This window comes from Gordonia sp. HS-NH1, assembly GCF_001418765.1.
GTDB lineage: Bacteria > Actinomycetota > Actinomycetes > Mycobacteriales > Mycobacteriaceae > Gordonia.
The window spans coordinates 36,247-58,102 of record NZ_LIYC01000010.1; the positions used below are offsets into that span (position 1 = coordinate 36,247).

General features: G+C 68.7%; 21 protein-coding genes and 1 tRNA gene. 4 read left to right on the forward strand and 18 right to left on the reverse strand.

Features of this window, described 5'->3' with window-relative positions; translation table 11 throughout:
- Positions 1-44: 44 nt before the first annotated feature.
- From AMD30_RS09565 to AMD30_RS09575, 3 genes are all read right to left on the reverse strand, one after another.
- Positions 45-749: a cysteine hydrolase family protein gene (locus tag AMD30_RS09565; RefSeq protein WP_014927395.1), complete on the reverse strand. Its 705-nt coding sequence runs from the start codon at positions 747-749 to the stop codon at positions 45-47.
- A 32-nt stretch (positions 750-781) separates the two neighbouring features.
- Positions 782-2,209, reverse strand: coding sequence for an allophanate hydrolase (locus AMD30_RS09570; RefSeq protein ID WP_055475465.1), 1,428 nt, complete (start codon positions 2,207-2,209; stop codon positions 782-784).
- Between the two features lie 78 nt (positions 2,210-2,287).
- A complete protein-coding gene (locus tag AMD30_RS09575) occupies positions 2,288-3,001 on the reverse strand; it encodes a GntR family transcriptional regulator (RefSeq protein WP_055475466.1) in 714 nt (237 codons plus the stop codon).
- 141 nt (positions 3,002-3,142) lie between these two features.
- On the opposite strand from AMD30_RS09575, the gene AMD30_RS09580 reads away from it, so the two are divergent.
- Positions 3,143-3,216, forward strand: a tRNA-Ile gene (locus AMD30_RS09580).
- A 51-nt stretch (positions 3,217-3,267) separates the two neighbouring features.
- On the opposite strand, the gene AMD30_RS09585 is transcribed toward AMD30_RS09580, so the two are convergent.
- The 5 genes from AMD30_RS09585 to AMD30_RS09605 all read right to left on the reverse strand — a co-directional run bounded on the left by AMD30_RS09585 (position 3,268) and on the right by AMD30_RS09605 (position 9,331).
- Entirely contained in the window at positions 3,268-3,819 is a 552-nt protein-coding gene (locus AMD30_RS09585; RefSeq protein ID WP_055475467.1) for a dihydrofolate reductase family protein, read from the reverse strand.
- A 124-nt stretch (positions 3,820-3,943) separates the two neighbouring features.
- Positions 3,944-5,866 (reverse strand): DNA primase, encoded by a 1,923-nt coding sequence (dnaG, locus tag AMD30_RS09590; protein ID WP_044506955.1) that lies wholly within the window; start codon positions 5,864-5,866, stop codon positions 3,944-3,946.
- Positions 5,867-6,015: 149 nt separating this feature from the next.
- Positions 6,016-7,332, reverse strand: coding sequence for a deoxyguanosinetriphosphate triphosphohydrolase (locus tag AMD30_RS09595; protein WP_035716997.1), 1,317 nt, complete (start codon positions 7,330-7,332; stop codon positions 6,016-6,018).
- Entirely contained in the window at positions 7,325-7,810 is a 486-nt protein-coding gene (locus tag AMD30_RS09600; RefSeq protein ID WP_055475468.1) for a cold-shock protein, read from the reverse strand. The genes AMD30_RS09595 and AMD30_RS09600 overlap by 8 nt, the downstream gene beginning before the upstream one ends.
- A 135-nt stretch (positions 7,811-7,945) precedes the next feature.
- Positions 7,946-9,331 carry a glycine--tRNA ligase gene (locus AMD30_RS09605; protein WP_010841215.1) on the reverse strand — a complete coding sequence of 462 codons (1,386 nt, stop codon included), beginning with the start codon at positions 9,329-9,331 and terminating at the stop codon, positions 7,946-7,948.
- A 203-nt stretch (positions 9,332-9,534) separates the two neighbouring features.
- Here AMD30_RS09605 and AMD30_RS09610 point away from each other — a divergent pair, with 203 nt between their 5' ends.
- The 3 genes from AMD30_RS09610 (at position 9,535) to AMD30_RS09620 (ending at position 11,958) form a co-directional block, all read left to right on the forward strand.
- Positions 9,535-11,073, forward strand: a complete 1,539-nt coding sequence (locus AMD30_RS09610; RefSeq protein ID WP_055475469.1) for a M28 family peptidase — start codon at positions 9,535-9,537, stop codon at positions 11,071-11,073.
- Positions 11,074-11,158: 85 nt separating this feature from the next.
- Positions 11,159-11,533, forward strand: coding sequence for an ArsR/SmtB family transcription factor (locus tag AMD30_RS09615; protein WP_010841217.1), 375 nt, complete (start codon positions 11,159-11,161; stop codon positions 11,531-11,533).
- Positions 11,530-11,958: a Fur family transcriptional regulator gene (locus AMD30_RS09620; protein ID WP_055475470.1), complete on the forward strand. Its 429-nt coding sequence runs from the start codon at positions 11,530-11,532 to the stop codon at positions 11,956-11,958. Before AMD30_RS09615 ends, AMD30_RS09620 begins: the two co-directional genes overlap by 4 nt.
- A 55-nt stretch (positions 11,959-12,013) precedes the next feature.
- Here the strand turns inward: AMD30_RS09620 and AMD30_RS09625 are convergent, their stop codons facing one another.
- From AMD30_RS09625 to AMD30_RS09670, 10 genes are read right to left on the reverse strand one after another with little or no spacing between them, the layout of a single operon-like run.
- Entirely contained in the window at positions 12,014-12,424 is a 411-nt protein-coding gene (locus AMD30_RS09625; protein WP_010841219.1) for a hypothetical protein, read from the reverse strand.
- Positions 12,421-13,242: an isoprenyl transferase gene (locus AMD30_RS09630; RefSeq protein ID WP_055475471.1), complete on the reverse strand. Its 822-nt coding sequence runs from the start codon at positions 13,240-13,242 to the stop codon at positions 12,421-12,423. The genes AMD30_RS09625 and AMD30_RS09630 overlap by 4 nt, the downstream gene beginning before the upstream one ends.
- Positions 13,223-14,026, reverse strand: a complete 804-nt coding sequence (recO, locus tag AMD30_RS09635; protein WP_055475472.1) for a DNA repair protein RecO — start codon at positions 14,024-14,026, stop codon at positions 13,223-13,225. The genes AMD30_RS09630 and recO overlap by 20 nt, the downstream gene beginning before the upstream one ends.
- A gap of 54 nt (positions 14,027-14,080) precedes the next feature.
- The gene (locus AMD30_RS09640) at positions 14,081-15,940 is read right to left on the reverse strand and encodes a pyruvate kinase (protein WP_197282762.1); all 1,860 of its coding nucleotides are present in this window, start codon (positions 15,938-15,940) and stop codon (positions 14,081-14,083) included.
- 55 nt (positions 15,941-15,995) lie between these two features.
- Positions 15,996-17,408: a YhgE/Pip domain-containing protein gene (locus AMD30_RS09645; RefSeq protein ID WP_055475473.1), complete on the reverse strand. Its 1,413-nt coding sequence runs from the start codon at positions 17,406-17,408 to the stop codon at positions 15,996-15,998.
- Positions 17,409-17,464: 56 nt separating this feature from the next.
- Positions 17,465-18,376 carry a GTPase Era gene (gene era, locus AMD30_RS09650; RefSeq protein ID WP_055475474.1) on the reverse strand — a complete coding sequence of 304 codons (912 nt, stop codon included), beginning with the start codon at positions 18,374-18,376 and terminating at the stop codon, positions 17,465-17,467.
- Positions 18,369-18,713 (reverse strand): cytidine deaminase, encoded by a 345-nt coding sequence (locus AMD30_RS09655; protein ID WP_055475475.1) that lies wholly within the window; start codon positions 18,711-18,713, stop codon positions 18,369-18,371. Before AMD30_RS09655 ends, era begins: the two co-directional genes overlap by 8 nt.
- Complete coding sequence (locus AMD30_RS09660; RefSeq protein WP_055475476.1) at positions 18,710-20,134, reverse strand: hemolysin family protein; 1,425 nt, start codon at positions 20,132-20,134, stop codon at positions 18,710-18,712. Before AMD30_RS09660 ends, AMD30_RS09655 begins: the two co-directional genes overlap by 4 nt.
- On the reverse strand, positions 20,131-20,733 hold the full coding sequence (gene ybeY / locus AMD30_RS09665; protein WP_055475477.1) for an rRNA maturation RNase YbeY: 603 nt from the start codon (positions 20,731-20,733) through the stop codon (positions 20,131-20,133). The genes AMD30_RS09660 and ybeY overlap by 4 nt, the downstream gene beginning before the upstream one ends.
- Entirely contained in the window at positions 20,730-21,812 is a 1,083-nt protein-coding gene (locus tag AMD30_RS09670; RefSeq protein WP_055475523.1) for a PhoH family protein, read from the reverse strand. The genes ybeY and AMD30_RS09670 overlap by 4 nt, the downstream gene beginning before the upstream one ends.
- Between the last annotated feature and the right edge of the window lie 44 nt (positions 21,813-21,856).

Below are 21,856 nucleotides of genomic sequence, written 5' to 3' on the forward strand. Positions count from 1 at the left end.
TCTCGAGAAGGGGTCTGGAATCGGAGTCGTCGGTCCCGGACGGCTCACGCCGAACCGACGACGTCCTCAGCGGTGGCGGGCGTCAGCAGGGTGATGACGTCCTCGCTCGGTGCGGTCCAGCCGAAGATGCCGCCCTGCGCGGCGATCATCTCCAGTCCGACACGCTGGAACTCAGGGAAATACGAACCGACACAATCGGATACGACGACGCACTCGAACCCTCGATCGTTGGCTTCGCGCGTTGTCGTGTGTACGCAGACCTCCGTGGTCACACCGGTGACGAGCAACTGGGTGATGTCGTTGTCGGCCAGGATCGCCGCCAGCTCCGTGGCATAGAAGGCGCCCTTGCCCGGCTTGTCGATGACGACCTCGGTGTCGAGCGGTGCGAGTTCGTCCACGATGTCGTGGCCGTATTCGCCCCGGATGAGGATGCGGCCGAAGGCTCCCGGATCACCGATCCGCTTGGACGGGAGCCCGCGGTTGAGCTTGGCGGGCGGACAGTCCGACAGATCGGGCAGGTGCCCCTCTCGCGTGTGGACGATGAGCATGCCGGCCGCGCGGGCGGCGTCGAGCAGACCTGCCAGCGGAGCGACGACACGCTGCAACTGACTGACGTCGTTGCCCAGCGTCTCGCCGAAACCACCGGGCAGCAGGAAGTCCCGTTGCATGTCGATGATGATGAGGGCGGTGTGCGCGAGGTCGAGTTCGATGGGGCCGGGCTGCGCGTCGAGTGTGACGGTGTCGGACATGGGGTTCCTTCGGGGGACGGTGTCGTCGGACTTCAGGGGGTCGGAGCGGCGGAGGTGATCGGGGCGCGTGCCGGCGTGTCATCCGCCGGTCGGGCGCGCGGCTCGTCGAGGAGTGCGGCCGCCAGATGCAGCACGGCGTCGTCGGTCAGCGCATCGCCGAGGAGCATCGCGCTGTGCGGCCGCCCGTCGGAGGTGAGACCCTGCGGGATGGCGACACCGGTGAGGTCCAGCAGGTTCCCGAAGTGGGTGTAGTGACCGAGCATCGTGTTGGTCGCGATCGGCTCGGCGAGCACCTCGTCGACGGTGAAGGTGCGGCCGATGGTGGGGACCACCAGGACGTCCATCTCCTGCCACAACCGGCCGACCTCGGCGCGCAGTTCCTGCAACCGCTGCAGTGCGGAGAAGGCGTCCACTGCGGTGTATTTGTCGCCGCCGCGCAGTATTTCGCGGACCACCGGGTGGATGTCGTCGGGCCGTTCGGCCAGGAAGCCGGCGAATTCGACGAGCCTTTCGGCGACCCAGGGCCCCGAGTACAGCAGTTCCCCCGCTGCGAGGAACGGGGCCAGCGAGACATCGACGATCTCGAGACCCCCGGGCACCGCCAGATGCGCCAACCGCGCCCGGAACGACAGGTGGGCGTCGCGCATGGCATCGTCGCCGAAGAACTCGAGTTCGGCCGGAGCGGGCAGGCCGACGGTGAGGGTGCCGCCGGAGTGGCGGGCTCCCCTGTCACGCGACCAGGCATCCGCGTCGTCGCGGCCGATCATCACGTTCATGATCACGTCCATGTCGGCGATGGTCGAGGTCATCGCGGTGATGCAGTCGAGCGACTTGCAGGCGGGCACGAGGCCGGTCGTGCTGATCAGTCCGCGGGACGGCTTGTATCCGATGATGCCGTTGAGCGCCGCCGGCACACGCCCGGATCCCGCGGTGTCTGTGGCGACGGCGAACGGGACGTCCCCGTGCGCCACCGCGAGCGCGGAGCCGGAACTCGAACCGCCGGAGATCATCTCGTTGCCGTAGACCCCGCGCGGCACGGTGTAGGGGGTACGCGTCCCGTTGAGTCCGGTGGCGAACTGGTCGAGATTGGTCTTGCCGACATACAGCGCACCGGCGTCGAGGAGTTTCTGGACCACCGGGGCGGTGGTCTCGGGGACGTACGCGTACGCGGGACACGACAACGTCGTGGGCACCCCCGCGACATCGATCGAGTCCTTCACCCCGAACGGGACGCCGTACAGCGGCAGGTCCCGTGCGTCGGAACGGTTCTCGAGAGCCGCAGCCGCGGCGATGAGCTCGTCCCGAGGAACCGTGGACAGCCAGGTGCCGTCGTCACCTCGCGCCTCGATCGCATCGAGGACGGCTCGCGCGGTGCGGGTCGGCGACCCGCTTCCGTGGAGGTGCGAGTCGAGTATCTCGGCGACCGTGGGCCCCGTCGTCGGACCGGCAGCTTTCGTCATAACGTCGATTGTCGACAGAATGATGGCGCTTGCGGAACGGCTGTGTGTCGATCGTGTTAGGGCATCGCCGTCGGCGGGTCAGGGCGTGTGCAAGTGCCCGTGAACGTGCTCCGGGGACTCGCCCGCGCTCGCGGACACCAACCCGAGGTAGTGCAGATGCCCGTGGTCGCCGAGCGCGGCCACGACCGCTTCGGCGTCATTGCGTTCGAGTGCATCGAGAATCGCCTGATGCCGGGTGAACCCGTCCGCGGGTCCGTGATGGTCAGCTGTCTCGGAACGCAGATTGACCGCCATCGGCAGTTGCAGTTTCAGCAGGATCGGCGCGAGGGTGACGTCGAGTTGGCGGTTCCCGGCCAGCGCGACCACCGCGGCGTGGAAACGGCGGTGGGCATCGTCGCGCTCCAGATCGTCACCCGCGCGACGCATCGCGTCGATCGCCTCGCGCACGGGTTCCAGCTGGCGGTCGGGATCGGTCAGCGGTAGCGCTGTTTCCACGGCATGGCGTTCGAGCACCTGGCGGATCTCGAACAGCTGCAGGATGTCCGTCGGCGACCACTCGGCCACCCGGACCCCGCGCCGCGGTTGATGTTCGACGAGCCCCTGCTGCGCCAACAGGCGCAACGCCTCGCGAACGGGAGCCCGGCTGATCCCGAGATCTGCACACAACGTCTCTTCGACGATCTTCTGTCCCGGTTCGAGTGCGCCGCTCAGTATCGCGTCACGAAGCCGCCGCGCGGCGACGTCCACCAGGCTCTCCGGCAGGTCACCACCGACCCCGTCCTCGACCGTCATCTGGTACCACTTCCCGCCACACTCGTGCCCGATTTTGCGGCCAGTGTAGCGGCGTCGACAGTCGACCGTTTTGCACGCACTCGTCTGTCGTCGTTCTTCCGAGGTGCGGTATTGTCCTCCCGCAGGCAGCGACATCTGCGCGGGGAGTTAGCTCAGTCGGTTAGAGCCGCGGACTCATAATCCGTAGGTCGCGGGTTCGAGCCCCGCACTCCCCACTCATCAGCCGCACCGACGGTTCGATTCCGGTTCCCGGACACCGCGCGAGCTCATCGCTCGACGCGACACCAGTACTCGGTCTCGCCGGGGATCGGCGTCAGCCGGACCTCGCCGCCGTCTGGCCGGTCGAACAGTCGCACGCCCGCACCGAGGAAGACCGGGACGAAGAACACGAGGACCTCGTCGAGCAGCCCGTGATCGATCATCTGTCGCGCGACATCGGCCCCGATGACGGTGACGTAGGCATCGCCCGCGATCTGCGCGGCGGCCTCGACCGCATCGTGGAGGTCGGAGACGAATGTGACGCCAGCGACGGCCTCCGCAGGCGGGTGGTGGGTGAGAACGACTGCGTCCCCGTCGTATTCACCGCCGAACGCGCCTTCGCGGTCGGTTCCCTTGTTGGGATCGTCGCCGCCGAACGACCGGTTGCCGACCAGTAGCGCGCCGGTCCCCCGCATCAGCCGCGAGGCGGCATCGGCGGCGGCCTCGGTCCGTTCGTCGGTCGGGGCGTCGAAGAACGGCGTCAGCCAGGACATGTCACCGCCGGGCCCGGCGATGAATCCGTCGAGAGATGCCGTCGCCGAATAGATGGTGGTCGCCATGTACTCCTGCCTTCGTCCGGTCGAGTCGGGGTGTCCACGGTGCAGACCTCCGCGGAGGCGGGAACTCATCGGTGTCGCGCCCACGCGCGGATCGGTCGCGCAGCTCTCGACGTCGGTGAGCCCGTCAGCCCGCGCCGACGATGGGATCGACGGCCTGTTCCAGCAGGCTGCGACGATAGGCCTCGAGAGCGACCAGATCTCCGAACACCGCGTTGTAACCGTCCGGGTCGTCGCTGGGCGCCATCCGGCGCAGGCGCGACTTGATGTCGGCGATCTGCGTGCCCACCCACACCTCTTGCAGCCGGGCCAGCACGCTCGAGATGTAGCGGGCGATGTTGTCCTCGTCGACCGGCATCGATTCGACGGCGAGTTCGGTCACCAGCGGATCGATGATCGGGTCGTCGACGGCATTGCGCACGGCGTCGACCCAGGCCGCGCCACCCATGCCGGCCGACGTCCCGCCGAGCCCGGTCATCGCCTGGCGGACGATCGCGTAGGCCGGTTCGTTGAAGCACTCGACGGGCAGCGAGTCGAACACCGTGCCGGCGATCGCCGGATACTGCAGCGCCGCCTTCAGCGCTTCCCGTTGCGGCCACAGGCGCGGATCGTTGGGCTGGGGCCGCGCCGAGGTCGGTGCCGACTCCGCCTCCGGTCGGTTACGGGCGCCGCGCGCGTTTCCCCGACCTCCGGAAGTGCTGACGCCCTGCGCCTTCCGGATTCTGGCACCCTCCTCGCGCACTCGCCCGAGAACCTGGGAGACCTCTTCCCACCCGACCCAGCCGGCGAGCTGCCGCGCGTACTCGTCGCGGAGAGCGATGTCCTTGATCCGGGCGACCACCGGGACGGTGTCGCGCAAGGCGTGCACACGCCCCTCCGCCGTGTCGAGGTCGTGTCCGGCGAGCAGCGCCTTGATCGCGAACTCGAACATCGGCACCCGCCGCGCGATCAGATCGCGGACGGCGGCGTCGCCCTTCTCCTGACGCAGTTCACAGGGATCCATCCCATCGGGTGCGATCGCCACGAACGTCTGACCCGAGATCGACTGCTCTCCCTCGAAAGCCTTGAGGGCAGCCGCTTTACCGGCGTCGTCACCGTCGAAGGTGTAGATGACCTCGCCCCGGAAGTACGAGTCGTCCATCATCAGACGCCGGATGAGGGCCAGGTGGTCCTCACCGAACGCGGTGCCACACGACGCGACCGCGGTGGTGACGCCGGCCAGGTGCATCGCCATGACGTCGGTGTAGCCCTCGACGACCACCACCTGATGTCCCTTGGCGATGCTCTTCTTCGCGTGGTCGAGTCCGAACAGCACCTGAGACTTCTTGTACAGCATGGTCTCCGGCGTGTTCATGTACTTGCCGAGGTTGTCGTCGTCGAACAGTTTGCGGGCGCCGAAGCCGATGATGTCGCCGGCCAGGTTGCGGATCGGCCACAGCAGACGGCGGTGGAACCGGTCGATCGGCCCCTTGCGTCCCTGCTTCGACAGACCGGCCGCCTCGAGCTCGCTGAACTCGAATCCCTGCGACAGCAGGGCCTTGGTCATCGTGTCCCAGCCGGCGGGCGCGTAGCCACAACCGAATCGGACGGCCGCCACCGCGTCGAAGTCGCGTTCCTTCAGGTAATCGCGCGCCGGCTGCGCCTCCGGTGACTGCAGCGCGGCGGCGTAGAACTTCGCGGCGGCCGCGTTGGCCGCCACCAGGCGGGCGCGCGTACCGCGGTCGCGCTTGATGGCGGTGCCACCGCCCTCGTAGTTGATCTGGTAACCGATGCGGTCTGCGAGCTGCTCGACCGCCTCCACGAAACTGACGTGCTCCTGCTTCTGCAGAAAGCTGTAGACGTCACCGCCCTCGCCGCAGCCGAAGCAGTGGAAGTGACCGTGGTTGGGCCGGACGTGGAACGACGGCGACTTCTCGTCGTGAAACGGACACAGGCCCTTGAGGCTGTCGGCACCGGCACGGCGCAGGGCGACGTAATCGCCGACGATGTCCTCGATCCTCGTCTGCTCACGGATCGCCGTGATGTCGCGATCGGGAATTCGGCCTGCCACGCGACCAGTGTAGTGACGCCGCGCGGCCGGCCCGACCTGGTACTCGACACCGGTCGTCCACCCGACCGGGGCCGACGTCCCGGGCGGGTACCAGGGGTGGGCTCCGACTCTGACGACAACCCCTTCGGCGCGGACCGACGGACCCCGGCCTACCCCAGGTGCGCCTGGGCCCCCGAGTTGTGCTTGTCGGTGCGCTCGAGCCGGCCTTCGGTCATGGATGCGATCTGGTCGACGATGACGCGCATGCGGGCGGCGTCGTCGGAGGCGGCGTTCCACCACGGCACGAACACCGGGTCCAGTCCTCCGGGCGCCGCTTCGGCGAACCAGTTCGCGACCCGGTGGATGCGCTCCCGCTGGCGACGCTGGGTCGCCTTGTGGCGTTCGTTGGAGAAGATGAACCGCAGGGCCAGGGTCTTGAGCATCGACACCTCGGCCGCGATGAGTTCCGGCACTTCCAGATCGGCGTCGTAGCGCGACACCGGCCGGTCCCCCACCACCTCGCGGGTACCGGTGATCGCGGCCGACGCGAATCGGCCGATGAACTCGCTGGTCAGTCGCTTGAGTGCGACGTAGGAGTCGAGCGTTCCGTCGAAGACACCCACCGAACGCACGATGTCCATGCGGTGCAGTCGGCCGGCGGCGTCGACCAGTGCCTCGGGGTCGAGGCCGGGAAACTCCTTGGCGCCGATGTCGGCCAGCGCGCGCTGATCCTGCGGATCGCCGAGGGTTCGCAGGTCGATCCGCCCGCCGATCACGCCGTCCTCGAGGTCGTGCACGGAGTACGCCACGTCGTCGGACCAGTCCATGATCTGGGCCTCGACGCACTGACGGGTCCCGGGCGCATCCCGACGGATCCACTCGAGCATCCCGGCATCGTCGTCGTAGGCCCCGAACTTCCCACCCGGGGTGCGCCGGGTCCACGGATACTTCAGGGTCGCGTCCAGCGACGCGCGCGCGAGATTGAGGCCGACGCTCTGCCCGTCGGCGTCGAGCAGCTTGGGCTCGAGCCTGGTCAGGATCCGGAGATTCTGCGCGTTGCCCTCGAAACCGCCGTGGTCGGCGGCCACCTCGTCGAGCGCGCGTTCGCCGTTGTGCCCGTACGGCGGATGCCCGATGTCGTGGGCGAGTCCGGCGAGTTCGACGAGGTCGGGTTCGGCGCCGAGACCGATCGCGATCCCGCGGCCGATCTGCCCGACCTCGAGCGAATGCGTGAGCCGGGTACGGGGGGTGTCACCCTCGCGCGGGCCGACGACCTGTGTCTTGTCGGCCAGCCGGCGAAGCGCGGCGGAATGCAGGACCCGCGCGCGGTCCCGGGCGAAGTCGCTCCGATGATCGGTCCGGGTGCCGGGCAGGCTCGCGACCTTCGCCCCCTCGGGCACGTATCGCTCGACGGCCTCGTCGGCGTAGGTGGCGACCGCCGGGAGGACATGCCCGACGGTCTCGGGCCCATGGCGGGTGCTAGTCAAGCACCCAGCCCCGGGCGACTGCGAAGTCGGTGACCCGCTGCCGGATCGCCACGATCTGCCGCGCGGTGAGGGCGCCGTCGGCATCGAGCAGGAGCTCGGTGAGTTCTTCGGTGAACGCGGCGGCGTCCAGGGAACCACCACCAGCGCGCGGACGACGGCTGCCGCGGTCGTCGTGGCGTCCGCGGTCGCCGCGATCACCCCGCTCGCCCCGATCCCGGCCGTGGTGATCCTCGCGACGATGCGCCCGGGCGCCCGCTTCGTCGGCGGGCGCGGCCTCGGTCACCGCGACGTTGACCGCCTTCGAACCACGGTCGGTCTCCTCGACGTCGAAGGACACCTTCGCGCCGGGCTTCAACGAGTTCTCGTCGATGTCGATGTCGTTGATGTGGAGGAACACATCGGCACCGCCCGATTCCGGCGCCAAGAATCCGAAGCCCCGATTCGCGTCGTAATGAACGACTTTCCCGCTGACAGACACGACTCCACTCACTCTCTCGTCGCATGCACGCCGGACCCCATGCCCTACGTCACGCGACAACTCGCCATCAATTGTGACAGACATCCGCAGGTCAGGCGGAATCGAGAGCGTACGCCCGTGGCGACGCGAGAGCGCTCAGGCGCCGAGGAGCTTGCCGCCGAGATACTCGGCGACCTTGTCGAGCGCGACCCGCTCCTGGCTCATCGTGTCCCGTTCACGGACCGTGACGGCCTGGTCGTCGAGGGTGTCGAAGTCGACGGTCACGCAGAACGGCGTGCCGATCTCGTCCTGCCGGCGGTAACGCTTGCCGATGCCCTGCGCGTCGTCGAACTCCACATTCCAGTGCTTGCGGAGTTCGGCGGCGAGGTCGCGGGCCTTGGGCGAGAGCTTCTCGTTGCGCGAGAGCGGCAGCACGGCGACCTTGATCGGCGCCAGACGCCGGTCGAGCCGCAGCACGGTGCGAGTATCGGTGCCGCCCTTGGCGTTCGGCACTTCCTCCTCGGTGTAGGCGTCGCACAGGAACGCCATCAGCGAGCGGGTCAGGCCGGCCGCCGGCTCGATCACGTACGGGGTGTAGCGCTCGCCCGACGCCTGATCGAAGAACGACAGATCCTCGCCCGAATGCTTGCTGTGCGTGGACAGGTCGTAGTCGGTGCGGTTGGCGACACCCTCGAGTTCGCCCCACGGGTTACCGGTGAAGCCGAACTTGTACTCGACGTCCACGGTCCGCTTGGAGTAATGCGACAGCTTTTCCTTCGGATGGTCGTAGAGCCGCAGGTTCTCCGGGTCGATGCCCAGGTTCACGTACCAGTCGAAGCGCTGGTCGATCCAGTACTGGTGCCATTCCTCGTCCTCGCCCGGCTTGACGAAGAACTCCATCTCCATCTGCTCGAACTCGCGGGTGCGGAAGATGAAGTTGCCCGGCGTGATCTCGTTGCGGAAGCTCTTGCCGATCTGCGCGATGCCGAACGGCGGCTTCTTGCGCGCGGTGGTCATCACGTTCTTGAAGTTCACGAAGATGCCCTGCGCGGTCTCCGGCCGCAGATAGTGCAGGCCCTCTTCGTCGTCGACGGGGCCGAGGAACGTCTTCATCAGACCGCTGAACGCCTTGGGCTCGGTCCAGTTGCCCGGCTGCCCGGTCTCCGGGTCGTTGATATCGGCCAGACCGTTTGCCGGTGGGTGCCCGTGCTTGGCCTCGTAGGCCTCGATGAGGTGGTCGGCACGGTAGCGCTTGTGGGTGTGCAGCGACTCCACCAGTGGGTCGGTGAACACCTCGACGTGGCCGGAGGCCTCCCAGACCTGGCGCGGCAGGATGACCGACGAGTCGAGTCCGACGACGTCCTCACGGCTGATGACCATCGCGCGCCACCACTGGCGCTTGATGTTCTCCTTGAGCTCGACGCCGAGCGGGCCGTAATCCCACGCCGACTTGGTACCGCCGTAGATCTCACCGCACTGGTAGACCAGGCCCCGACGCTTGGCGAGGTTGACGACGGATTCCACATTGGACTGGGCGGCCACGGTTAACTGCTCTCCACGGGTTGAGTGTTCGGCTGGGACGGTCGTGCTGACGCTCGGTGCTCGGCGTGCATCCACGAGATACAGGCGGCAACCCGTACAGACTACCGAGCAGGTGTCCCGTTTCCCGAAAGCACCGGCAACCGAGCCCCCTGTCGCGAACCGTAGGGCACACACCGGCGGACCGGAACTGCCAGAGTGGCACTGTGATCGTTCGAGCTCGACGACGCGTCGGCGTCAACGCTCCGGCCCGGTATCGCCGGTCGGTGTCCCTCGCCGCGTCCCTGGTACTGACCCTGTCGCTGGTCGCGGCCTGCGGGGACGATCAGACCGCGGAGGTCGATCGGCCTTCGTCGGCACCGGTCTCCACCCCCACCCCCGCACCGCCGATAGACGAGGTCACCCCGGCCGCGCTGAGCGACGCCGTCAGGATCGAGAACGTGATGGCGCACGTCCGCGCCCTCCAGCAGATCGCCGACAACAACGGCGGCAACCGGGCGGCCGGCACATCCGGGTACGACGCCTCACTGGACTACGTCGCCGGTCTGCTGCGTGCGGCCGGTTTCGACGTGACCACGCCCACCGTCGACTACGAGCGCTTCGACGGCGGGCCGGTGAGCCTGACGGCCGACGACCTGAAGGTCGCGACGCGCATCGTCGAGTACTCGGCCGGGACCGGCGACACCCCGGTCACCGCCGCGCCCGTGGCGGTCGCGGGACTCGGATGCGCGAGCACCGACTACCCGGGCTCGGTGCGCGGGAGCGTCGCGGTCATCGTCCGTGGAACCTGCACCTTCGCCGACAAGGCGCGCAACGCGCAGTCGGCCGGCGCGGTCGCGGCCATCATGGTCAACAACGAGCCCGGCCCACTCACGGGTGCCACGCTCGGGCCGGACGACCGCCCGTCGATCCCCGTCCTCGGGATCTCCGCGGACGACGCCGAACGGGTGCGGTCTGCACGATCGGTGACTCTCGAGGTCGAGGCGAAGACCACCGCGATCAGCACGCGCTCGCTGATCGCCGAGACTCGCACGGGCACCGCCGACGACGTCGTCATGGCCGGGGCGCACCTCGACAGCGTCGTCGAAGGGCCCGGCGCGAACGACAACGCCAGCGGCACTGCGGCCGTGCTCGAGACCGCGCTGCGGCTCGGTTCGACCCCCCGCGTTCCGCATCGGGTGCGGTTCGCGTTCTGGGGCGCGGAGGAGGACGGGCTGGTGGGTTCGGCGGAGTACGTCCGGGGGCTCGACCCCGCCGCCCGTGCCGCGGTGGCCCTGTACCTGAACTTCGACATGCTCGCCTCGCCCAACGGCGGCTACTTCACCCACGACGGCGACGACTCCGAACGCGAGGGAGCCGGCGCCGGCCCGGACGGTTCCGGGGGCATCGAGCGGACCTTCGAGAAGTTCTTTGCCGATCGCGGGATCCCCCTTGCCCCAGACGACTTCGACGGGCGCTCCGACTACGGCCCGTTCATCGCGGTGGGCATCCCCGCCGGCGGTGTGTTCACCGGCGCGGAGAGCAAGAAGAGCGAGGCGCAGGCGAAGATGTGGGGCGGCCGGGCAGGAGAGGCCTTCGATCCCGCCTATCACACCGCGCGCGACACCCTCGACAACGTCAACACCGATCTCCTGGCCGTCAACTCGTCCGCGGTCGCGTACGCGGTGGCGACCTACGCGTTGTCGACCGCGGGAGAGAACGGGGTGCCGCCCGTCGCCGAACGACGACGCGCCGACGGCGGCTGACCTGCCACGACACCCGGACATGGATTGAAAACCATTTCCGTTAGAATGGGCGGATCAAAGGCGCGAGCCAGGCGAGAGGAGCGCGATGTCGACCCAACCACTGGACGGGCCCGACCCTGCCGAGGCGGCCGACGCCGCGGCGCGGGAAGCCGCGGCCGATCTCCTGCGCGCCCTCGCCTCCCCCACCCGCGTCGCGATCGTGCTGTCGCTGCGCGAGCGGGTGCAGTGCGTACACGAGCTCGTCGGGCACCTGGGCCTGAGTCAGCCACTGGTCAGCCAGCACCTGCGCGTCCTGAAGGACGCCGGCGTCGTCCGCGGCCAGCGCAACGGTCGCGAGATCACCTACGAACTCCTCGACGACCACGTCGCGCACATCGTCGGCGACGCCCTGATCCACGCGAACGAGACCAGTGACGGCCGCGCCGTGCCGTCCGAGACCTCCCGAGCGGTGAACGAATGAGCGGGGTCGCCTCGGGACCGCAGCCGGTCACGGGCATCCGCTCGACCCGCCAGCGGGCCGCGATCGCCGACGCCCTCGCCGGCACCGATGACTTCTGTTCCGCCCAGGAACTCCACGAGATCCTCAAGGGCCGGGGCGAATCGATCGGCCTGACGACGGTCTACCGCAATCTGCAGGCGCTGAGTCAGGCCGGGCAGATCGACGTCCTGTGGGACGGCTCCGGCGAGACCCGGTACCGCCATTGCTCGTCGGGACACCACCACCACCTCGTGTGCCGCGAATGCGGAACCACCGTCGAGGTGCAGGCCGAGCCGGTCGAGCGCTGGGCCGCGAAGATCGCCGCCCAGCACGGCTTCACCGACATCAATCACACCGTCGAGGTCTTCGGACGATGCAGTGACTGTCGGGTCGCCGGAAACGACTGAACGAGAACGGTTGTCGACACTCCACCCTGCTCCCTGAGCCGAGGGGGTGGTCGCCTCAAGCAGAGGTCGGGCCCACCAGTCGTTCGGCGGCGTCGACACCCGCGGCGAGCACGATGTGCAACACCGTCAGCAGCGGCACGTCGTCGAGCTGCCCGGCCGGAAATGTGTAGTACTGCAACACATCTGTGGTGACCCCGGCACGATCGGATCGTCGGAGGCTGCCGAAGCTGAGCTGCGCGGCGCACGCCTCGACGTCGTCGCGCAGGGACGGGGTGTTGGGCAGGTCCATCGCCACCATCTGCGTGAGGGCGAGCACGTCGAGCCCATCGGCCAGCGTGAGCACGCGGATCGACGCGCGTGTCGGACCGACCTGCACCACGAGCGAATCGGCGTCGGGACGGTCGACGGGTCCGAGTTCGGCGACGATCTCCGCCGTGCGGTCGAGGAGGCCCGCGGCGCCGGTCATGACGGCTTCACCCCGCCGAAACGCCGGTCGCGCGAGGCGTATTCGAGGCAGGCGGCCCACAGGTCGCGACGATCGAAGTCCGGGAAGAGCTTCTCCTGATAGACCATCTCGGCGTACGCCGACTGCCACAGCAGGAAATTCGAGATCCGCTGCTCCCCCGACGGGCGCAGGAAGAGGTCGACGTCGGGCATGTCCGGCTCGTCGAGGTACCGCGCGAACGTCGACTCCGAGATCCGCTCGGGATCGATCTCCCCGCGCGCCGCGCGCCGCGCGATCTCACGTGCGGCGTCGGCGATCTCGGCGCGGCCGCCGTAGTTGACGCACATCGTCAGCGTCATCACGGTGTTGTCCCGGGTCATCTCCTCGGCGATCTCGAGTTCGCGGATCACGCTGCGCCACAAGCGTGGTCGGCGTCCGGCCCAGCGCACGCGGACCCCCATCTCGTGCATCTCGTCGCGCCGGCGCCGGATGACGTCGCGGTTGAAGCCCATGAGGAACCGCACCTCGTCGGGACTGCGGGACCAGTTCTCGGTGGAGAAGGCGTAGGCCGACAACCAGCCGACCCCCAATTCGATACAGCCGCACACGGTGTCCATCAGCACGGCCTCGCCGCGCTTGTGCCCCTCGGTACGCGGGAGGCCGCGATCGGTCGCCCAGCGTCCGTTGCCGTCCATCACCAGCGCAACGTGATTCGGTACGAACTCGGCGGGAATGGCGGGTGGCCGCGCACCGCTCGGATGCGGGTCGGGTGGACGGACATCGGCGCGGAGACTCGCGGCCTTGCGTGCCTTTCCCGAACTACCCGGCCGCAACGCCATCGTCGACCCTCCTCACGCCCGTGTCCACACCCGTCTCCATCAGCCTATGAGGGGCGGTGCGTTCGATCAGCGGCAGGGTTCGGAGCTGGCGTTCCAGATGCCACTGCAGATGCGCGGCGGTGAGTCCGCTGGCCTGTCGACGCAGCGACGGCGTGGCGTCGACGACCTCATCCCACCGACCGCGGAACAGGGCTTCCATGAGGTCGAGCACGCCGGGCGAGGGGGTCGCCGATCCGGGTGGCCGGCACGGCAGACAGACGGCGCCGCCGGCGGCGACGTGGAAAGCGCGGTGAGGACCGGGTGTCGCGCACCGCGCGCACTCCTCGAGCGCCGGCATCCAGCCCGCGCTGTACATCGCGCGCAGCAGGTAGGCGTCGAGGATCAGCTCACGCGGCCGGCGGTCGTCGGCCAGCGCGGCCAGCGCCCCAACCGTCAGCCGGTGCAGCTGACGGGTGGGCGCTCGTTCCTCGCCTGCGAGCCGTTCGGCGGTCTCGAGGACCGCGCAGGCCGTGGTGTAGCGCCCGTAGTCGGCGACGATGGCGTCGGCGAAGGCGTGCAGGCTGTGGACCTGGGTGACCACGTCGAGGCTGCGGCCGGGATACAGATGTACGTCGATGTGGGCGAAGGGTTCGAGGCGGGCGCCGAACTTCGACCGCGTCCGCCGCACGCCCTTGGCGACCGCGCGCACGAGACCGTGCTCGGCGGTGAGCAGCGTGATGATGCGGTCGGCTTCGCCCAGCTTGTGCTGGCGCAGCACGACGGCCTCATCCCGGTAGAACCTCACCGGGGCATTCTCCCACCGGGTACCGACACGACGTGCCCCGACATGCCCGCCGGCCTACCCCGGATCGATGTCGAACGAGGTCAGCGGCCGCAGCAGCGAGCGCTTCTTCTCGACGTGACCACCCATCCGATCGAGGATCGACGTCAACGCCTCGATGGCCTCGACGATGTAGGGCCCCTTGTTCAGCATCACGCCCTCCGCACGCCGGCTCATCGCGGCGTCGGTGACCTCGGCCCGGGACGGCACGCCCTTCTTGGCCAGTCCGTCGAGCACCTGCGTCGCCCAGATGACCGGCACATGCGCGGCCTCACACAGCCAGAGGATCTCCTCCTGCACTTCGGCGAGCCGGCCGAACCCGACCTCGACGGCCAGGTCGCCGCGAGCGATCATGACCCCGACCGCGTCCCAGCGCATCGCCTCGAGCAGCATCTGCGGGAGCGACTCGAAGGCCGCCCGGGTCTCGATCTTCAGCACGATGCCCACATCGGACGCACCGCGACGGTTCAGTTCGTCGATGAGGTCGGCCACGTCCTCCGGCGACCGGACGAACGAGCAGTTCACCATGTCGGCATGTACCGCGACGAACTCGAGGTCATCGCGGTCCGACGCGGTGAGCGCCGGGATGTGCAGCGTCGTGTCCGGAAGGTTGATGCCCTTCTCGGCGCGGAGTTTCGTCCCACCCGGCGCGGCACGCTCGACGTCGACCACGATCTCGTCGTCGACCTTCTCCCGCACTCGCCCGGCGATCTTGCCGTCGTCGAACAACACCCGATGGCCCGCCTCGACGTCGTCGAAGGCGTCCCCGAGCTCGCATCCGATCCGATGCGGCCCGGTCCGGGTCGCCGGTGTCGGCGTGAGGTCGCGCTGCAACCGGATCTCGTCACCGGTGCGCACGAGCAGATGCTGACGCTTCTCGGGCAGATCGTCGACGACGATCGGAGCGGCGTCGGCAGAGCCCGACAACCCGATCGGCGTACCCGTCTCGTAGTAGACGGTGCGATCGCATTCGACGTCGATCCCCGCCTCGGACACCGCGACCACCTCGAGTCGCCGTCGGCGACCACGAGCGTCCCGTAGGCGCAACCGGTCTCCCTGCACGACGTCGGCGAGTGCGCGTACCGGGATGACCGCGTCGATGCCGTCGGGCAGGCGTGCGCCGGGATCGAACGGTGCGGCACTGAGCCGCACCCGCGACCGCCGTTCGACGGTGCCGTCGTCGGCGCGGACCGGTTTGACCTTGATCACCTTCGGTCCCGATTCGAGCGGGCCGGTGCGCAACTTCGGACCGGCGAGATCCATCGCCACCCGCACCCGGCCGGGTAGAGCACGCACCGACTCGATCATCCGCGCCCACTCGGCCGGGCCGTCGTGTGCGCAGTTCACCCGCGCGACGTCCATTCCGGCGGCACCCATGGCGCGGACGAGGTCGGGGTCGTCGGCGGCCTGGGTCGGCATCGTGACCATCACACGGGTGGCCCGCTCGCCGTGCTCGTCACCGGGTCCGTCGACGATGGCGTCATCGCCGCCACCGGGATGCACGCGCCCGAGGAGCCGGTCGCGATTACGCGTCAGGGTCCGCACCCCGCCCGCGAGGTCACCCCAGATCGGATGCCGGGTGCGCCCCTCGACCAGGGCGTCCAGCGTCTCGATGACCGTCTCGATCCACGAATAGACGATCGACTCCATCCGGCCGAGACTCGACAGTCCGTGCGCGGACATCGACTCCTGCAGCGGACGCAGATCGCGGCGTCGCACCGCGACGTAGTGCACGAGGTTGCGGGCGCTGTCCCGGTGCTGGTCGGCGACCGCGGCGATGAGCGAGGCGGCCTGCTCCTCGGCGCGATCGAGGTCGTCCCGCAGTTCGTGCAGGGCCGAGGACAATTCGGGGATCGACATGACGACGGGTTTACCCATCCGGCCACCGTGTCAGACCCAGGTGAACGGTCGGGGCGAGGCGGCGCCGCCCGTGTCAGCCGGCGTTGACGATCTTGTCCAGCTTCGGCGACAGCGTCATCCCACCCGGGTATCGGTGCCAGCCCTTGCGGTCGTAGAACTTGGTGCCGAGCAGACCGAGGAGCACGCCGACGAGCAAGCCGATGAAGCACTGGATGATCGATCGGCCCAACCCCGCCGACAGGTCGGCGTCGAAGTACAGGACAGCACGCACGCCGAGGTAGATCACGTGCATCGGCTCGATCGCGGCGATCCACTCGAAGAGGCGCGGACTCGCCTCCAGCGGTAGCGTCCCGCCCGAGGACGGCAGGCCGAACACCACGAAGAAGAGCAGATTGAACAGCAGACCGGGGTTGCCGAACACCGCCATCATCGCGCTCGCGCTCACGCCGACGGCGAAGATGCCGAGGACCGAGAGCATCCAGAGCACGAAGCCGTTCGGGATCGACGTCCCGACCATCGCGCCGACGGCGATGAACAGGGTCGAGAGCACCACTGCGACCAGGAACATGATCGTCCACTTCGCCGCGAGCGTCGCCCACCGGCTGATCGCGAGCCGCTCGCGCAGCTGATAGAACGGCCCGTACTCGATGGGGGTCTGGCCGAGCATGCCGTCGACCACGATGCTGACCATCATCGCCCCGGTGAAGCCGGCGAGCACGAGCAGCAGGGTCAGATAGAACGCTGACAATCCGTTGCCCGCACCCTCGGGAAGCGGGGTCGGCTCGGACACCTCGACGGCCACCGGGGTCGCGAGCGCGACCTGCGCCGCGCCGGTGAAGGTGATGTCGTTGCGCTCGAGCTGGGTACGGACCTGTTCGGTCAGCTGCGCGCCCACCTGCTCGTTGACCCGTTCACGGACCTGATCGGCGAGGGTGGTGGTGATCGACGACGCGAACGCCCCGGAGCCCCGGTTGATGAAGATGTCGATGGTCGGTTTCGCCGGTTCGGCGGTGAGGACCGTCGACCGGCCCAGTGCGACCGCCCGATTCGTGAAATTGGACCCGACGACGATGACGCCGTACACCTTGCCGCTGTTGAGTTCGGACAGCGCGGTCGAGCGGTCGGTGCGGGTCACGACGATCCCATTCTGCGCCGCCGAGGAGATGATGCCCTCGGCGACCTGGTCGCCGAAGTTCTGCGGCGTGGACTGTCCGTCTGCGTTCTGCACCTCACCACCCGCGTCCTCCTGCACCAGGGCGACGGGGAAGTCGTGAAGGTGGCGCTGCGGGTCGACGACCGCCGCCATGTACAGCGCGGCCATCAGCGAGAACATCACCGCGACCAACGCGAGTGGTGCCAGCCAGAAACGCGGCGATCCGAGGACGCCGGCGATCGTGCGTCCGGTCGGCTGGTCGGTGTCGGGCGCCTCGTGCGCTCCCCTACCGGAATCGTCTCCCGGTTGTTGTGGCGATTCGTGCGTTCCCATCGGCGTACCTCCCCGCAGTCCGCCCCTGCCGGCGTCAGGCCGTCAGGAACACGCTGCTAGAAACCCAATCGACGCAACTGCTTGGGGTCGCGTTGCCAGTCCTTGGCGACCTTCACGTGCAGATCCAGGTACACCTTGGTGCCCAGCAGCCGCTCGATCTGTGCGCGGGCAACTGTACCGACCTCCTTCAGACGCGCGCCCTTGCGGCCGATGATGATGCCCTTCTGGCTGTCGCGTTCGACGAACAACACGGCGTGGACATCGACCATCGGCGGTAGGTCGGGGTCGCGGTCCTCACGATCGATGACCTCCTCGATGACGACGGCCAGCGAGTGCGGCAGCTCGTCGTGCACCCCCTCGAGCGCGGCCTCGCGGATGAACTCCGCCATCAGCACCTGTTCGGGTTCGTCGGTGAGTTCGCCGTCCGGGTAGAACGCGGGGCCTTCCTCCATGAGGCTCACGAGCACGTCGGACAGCACGTCGAGCTGCTTGCCCGACTTCGCCGACACCGGAACCACTTCCGAGTCCGGCCCGAGTACCTGCGACAGCGCGAGCAGCTGTTTGGCGACCTGCTCCGGCCCGACCCGGTCGATCTTGGTGACCACCCCGACGATCGTCGTGCGCGGCGCCATCTCGCGGACCTGCGAGATGATCCACCGGTCACCCGGACCGATGGCCTCGTCGGCCGGTATGCAGACTCCGATCACGTCGACCTCGGAGTAGGTGTCGCGGACGAGGTCGTTCAGGCGCTGACCCAGCAGGGTGCGCGGTCGGTGCAGGCCCGGGGTGTCGACGAGGATCAGCTGGGCGTCGGGCCGGTTGACGATCCCGCGGATGGTGTGGCGGGTGGTCTGCGGACGATTCGAGGTGATCGCGATCTTCTCGCCGACCAGGGCATTGGTGAGCGTGGACTTACCGGTGTTGGGCCGGCCCACGAAACAGACGAAGCCCGAACGGAACTCAGGCATCCGCGCGCCCCACCCGATGCTGAGGACGCCCCGCGGTGTCGGTGAGAACCGCGTACGCCTCCGGGCTGAGCTCGTGCAGGGTGTCCAGGCCCGGGTCGTCGGCGTCACCGTTGACGACGACCGCCGCCTCGAAGGAGCGGGCGCCGCTCGAGATCGCCGACGCCACCGCGACCTGGAGTCCGGTGAGGGTCAGCGAGCGTGTCCGCACGTCGGCCCCGGCGTAGGTGCGACCGTCGCCGTCCCGGACCGCCGCGCCCGAGGGCGACTCGGCGCGCGCCAGCGCACCTCGGGCGAGCACCACGAGCTTGCGATCCTCGTCGGAGAGGGTCTCGGTCACTGGTTCATCCTTGCTCTCGACTCGCCTGCGCGCTCCTGGCCGGCGGTGTCCGTGTCCTGGTCGTCGTGGGCGTTGCCCGTGGTGCGCTCGGCACGTCCCTGCGATCGACTCGACTGCCCGCCGTGCTCGTCGCGTCGGGAATCCTCGTCCGCGTCGGGGACCCGGGTGACCAGCACCGTGATGATGCGTTGGCGCCCTTGGCGATTGGGCCCACCCTCGGCCACCAGCTGCAGCCCGTGCGACTCCACCCGGGCGCCGGGCAGTGGCACCCGCCCCAGTTCCAGACCGACGAGTCCGCCGACCGTCTCGACCTCTTCCTCGGCGATCTCGACGCCGAACAGCTCGCCGAGATCCTCCACCGGCAGTCGTGCCGACACCCGGTACGACCCGTCGCCCAGGTCTTCGACCGGTGCGAGCTCGTCGATGTCGTACTCGTCGGTGATCTCGCCGACGATCTCCTCCAGCACGTCCTCGATGGTCACCAGCCCGGCGATGCCGCCGTACTCGTCGACGAGCATCGCCATGTGGTTGCGCTCTCGCTGCATGTCGGCGAGGACCCGGTCCAGTGGCTTGGAGTCGGGGATGAACTCGGCCTCGCGCATCACGTCGACCACGCGGAGGGTCGTGGGATCGATCCGCTGGGCGACCGTGCGCGCCACCAGATCCTTGAGGTACACGATGCCCAGGACGTCGTCGGTGTTCTCCCCGATCACCGGGATCCGCGAATGTCCGGACCGCGTCGCGAGATTCGTGGCCTGCAGCGCGGTCTTGTCGGCCTCGATCCACACCATCTCCGGGCGCGGGACCATCACCTCGCGGGCACTGGTGTCGCCGAGGTCGAAGACCGACTGGATCATCCGGCGCTCGTCGGCCGCGACGACGCCCGAGGCCTCGGCGAGGTCGACGACCTCGCGCAACTCGACCTCGGTGGCGAACGGACCGTTGCGGAACCCGCGGCCCGGGGTGAGGGCGTTGCCGATCAGGATCAACAGCCGGGTCAGCGGTTTGAGCAGCACGCCGAGCGCGAACAACAGGTACGACGACGACAGCGCGATCGTGTACGCGTGCTGCCGGCCGAGGGTGCGGGGGCCGACGCCGACGGCGACGTACGAGACGACCGTCATGGCGGCGATGGCCACCGCCAGTCCCCCGCCGACGCCGATCAGCTGCGTCGCGGCGACCGCGACGAGCGCGACCGCCGCGGCCTCGCACACGACTCGGAGCAGCACCACGAGGCCGACATAGGTCGCACGTGCCTCGAGGATGCCCGCCAGGCGGCGCGCACCGGCGCGCCCTTCCCGGACCATGTCGTCGACCCGGGCGTTCGACACCGTCGACACCGCGGTGTCGACGGCCGCGAAGACGCCGCCCACCACGATCAACACGACTGCCGCCACGATGAACCAGTAGTCGGAGGTCACCCTCGGTCCTCCTCGGACCGCGACTGCTCGGGCACCGACTGGGCACCGGGGGTCGGTGAATCTCCCTCGGCTCCGGTGAACCCGATGTTGGACAGCAGCCGGGAATCGCGGTCGGTCTGTCGCTGCTCCTGGGCGCGACGGTGACGGTCGGCGTAGAACGCGTCGAGGATGCGGTTCTGCAGTCCGAACATCTCGCGCTCCTCCTCCGGCTCGGCATGGTCGTAGCCGAGGAGGTGGAGCACTCCGTGGATGGTCAGCATGGCGAGCTCGTGCTCGAAGGACCGCTTGGCCTCGCGCGCCTGTTTCCGGGCGAAGTCCGGGCACAGCACGATGTCCCCGAGGATCGCCGGGCCCGGGTCGGTCGCATCCGGCCGGCCGCCGGGCACCAGTTCGTCCATCGGGAAACTCATGACATCGGTCGGGCCCGGCAGGTCCATCCACTGGACGTGCATGTCGGCCATGGTGTCCTCGTCGACACACAGCACCGACAGCAACGCGGCCGGGTTCACGTCCATCGCGGTGACCGCGAAACGCGCGGCGTCGATGATCAACTCGGCCGGGACCTCGACCCCGGATTCGTTGGCCAGTTCGATGCTCATGAGCGACGACCCTGCGCCGCCGCCCGGCGTGCCGCGCGATTGCCGCCGATGGCCGTGTTGGGCAGACCCCGCTGCGCCTCCTCGGCCCGCCCGTAGGCGTCGACGATGTCGGCGACCAGGCGGTGCCGGACCACGTCCTGGCTGGTGAGGCGGGCGAAGTGGATGTCGTCGATGCCCTCGAGGATCTCCGACGCGGCGAGGAGACCGCTGCGGGCGCCGCCGGGCAGGTCCACCTGCGTTACGTCACCGGTCACGACGACCTTGGAACCGAAACCGAGGCGCGTGAGGAACATCTTCATCTGCTCGCTCGTGGTGTTCTGCGCCTCGTCGAGGATGATGAACGCGTCGTTCAGGGTGCGGCCGCGCATGTAGGCCAGCGGCGCGACCTCGATGACCCCGGCCGCCATCAGCTTCGGGATCGCGTCGGGGTCCATCATGTCGTGCAGCGCGTCGTACAGCGGGCGCAGGTACGGGTCGATCTTCTCGCTCAGCGTGCCCGGCAGGAAGCCGAGACGTTCGCCGGCCTCGACCGCCGGCCGCGTCAGGATGATGCGGTTGACCGACTTCGACTGCAGCGCCTGCACGGCCTTGGCCATCGCCAGATAGGTCTTGCCGGTGCCGGCCGGGCCCAGTCCGAACACGATGGTGTGCTCGTCGATCGCGTCGACATAGTGTTTCTGGTTGAGTGTCTTGGGCCGAATCGTCTTGCCGCGGCGCGACAGGATGTCCAGTGACAGCACATCGGCGGGCGATTCCTCGGTGCCGTCGGACAGCATCGAGACGCTGTGCCGGACGAGATCTGGTGTCAGCGGGGTTCCGCGCCCGACGAGGTCGACGAGTTCGGCGATGACGCGCTCGGACGCGGCTACCTCGGCGGGTTCACCGGTCAATGTCACCTGGTTGCCGCGGACGTGGATGTCGGCGGGCAGGAGCTGCTCGAGGGTACGCAGGTTGACGTCACTCGCGCCGAGCAGCCCGAACACGACTCCGGGAGAGACTTCGACAGTGGATGTGACCCCAGACCGGCGCGGCTGCGTACGGCTGGATTGCCCGCTCTGGTCGGGGTTGTCGTCACTCACGTATGAAATCACTCCTGGTGTTCTGGTCCGGATGGATGTTCGGT

Coding starts and splice junctions, on each gene's coding strand:
- ybeY (WP_055475477.1), bottom strand. CDS start 20,733: ATGAGCATCGAACTGGCCAACGAATCCGGGGTCGAGGTCCCGGCCGAG.
- AMD30_RS09630 (WP_055475471.1), bottom strand. CDS start 13,242: ATGGCGTTGCGGCCGGGTAGTTCGGGAAAGGCACGCAAGGCCGCGAGT.
- AMD30_RS09620 (WP_055475470.1), top strand. CDS start 11,530: ATGAGCGGGGTCGCCTCGGGACCGCAGCCGGTCACGGGCATCCGCTCG.
- AMD30_RS09645 (WP_055475473.1), bottom strand. CDS start 17,408: ATGGGAACGCACGAATCGCCACAACAACCGGGAGACGATTCCGGTAGG.
- AMD30_RS09625 (WP_010841219.1), bottom strand. CDS start 12,424: ATGACCGGCGCCGCGGGCCTCCTCGACCGCACGGCGGAGATCGTCGCC.
- AMD30_RS09585 (WP_055475467.1), bottom strand. CDS start 3,819: ATGGCGACCACCATCTATTCGGCGACGGCATCTCTCGACGGATTCATC.
- AMD30_RS09615 (WP_010841217.1), top strand. CDS start 11,159: ATGTCGACCCAACCACTGGACGGGCCCGACCCTGCCGAGGCGGCCGAC.
- AMD30_RS09575 (WP_055475466.1), bottom strand. CDS start 3,001: ATGACGGTCGAGGACGGGGTCGGTGGTGACCTGCCGGAGAGCCTGGTG.
- AMD30_RS09570 (WP_055475465.1), bottom strand. CDS start 2,209: ATGACGAAAGCTGCCGGTCCGACGACGGGGCCCACGGTCGCCGAGATA.
- era (WP_055475474.1), bottom strand. CDS start 18,376: ATGCCTGAGTTCCGTTCGGGCTTCGTCTGTTTCGTGGGCCGGCCCAAC.
- AMD30_RS09640 (WP_197282762.1), bottom strand. CDS start 15,940: ATGGGTAAACCCGTCGTCATGTCGATCCCCGAATTGTCCTCGGCCCTG.
- AMD30_RS09565 (WP_014927395.1), bottom strand. CDS start 749: ATGTCCGACACCGTCACACTCGACGCGCAGCCCGGCCCCATCGAACTC.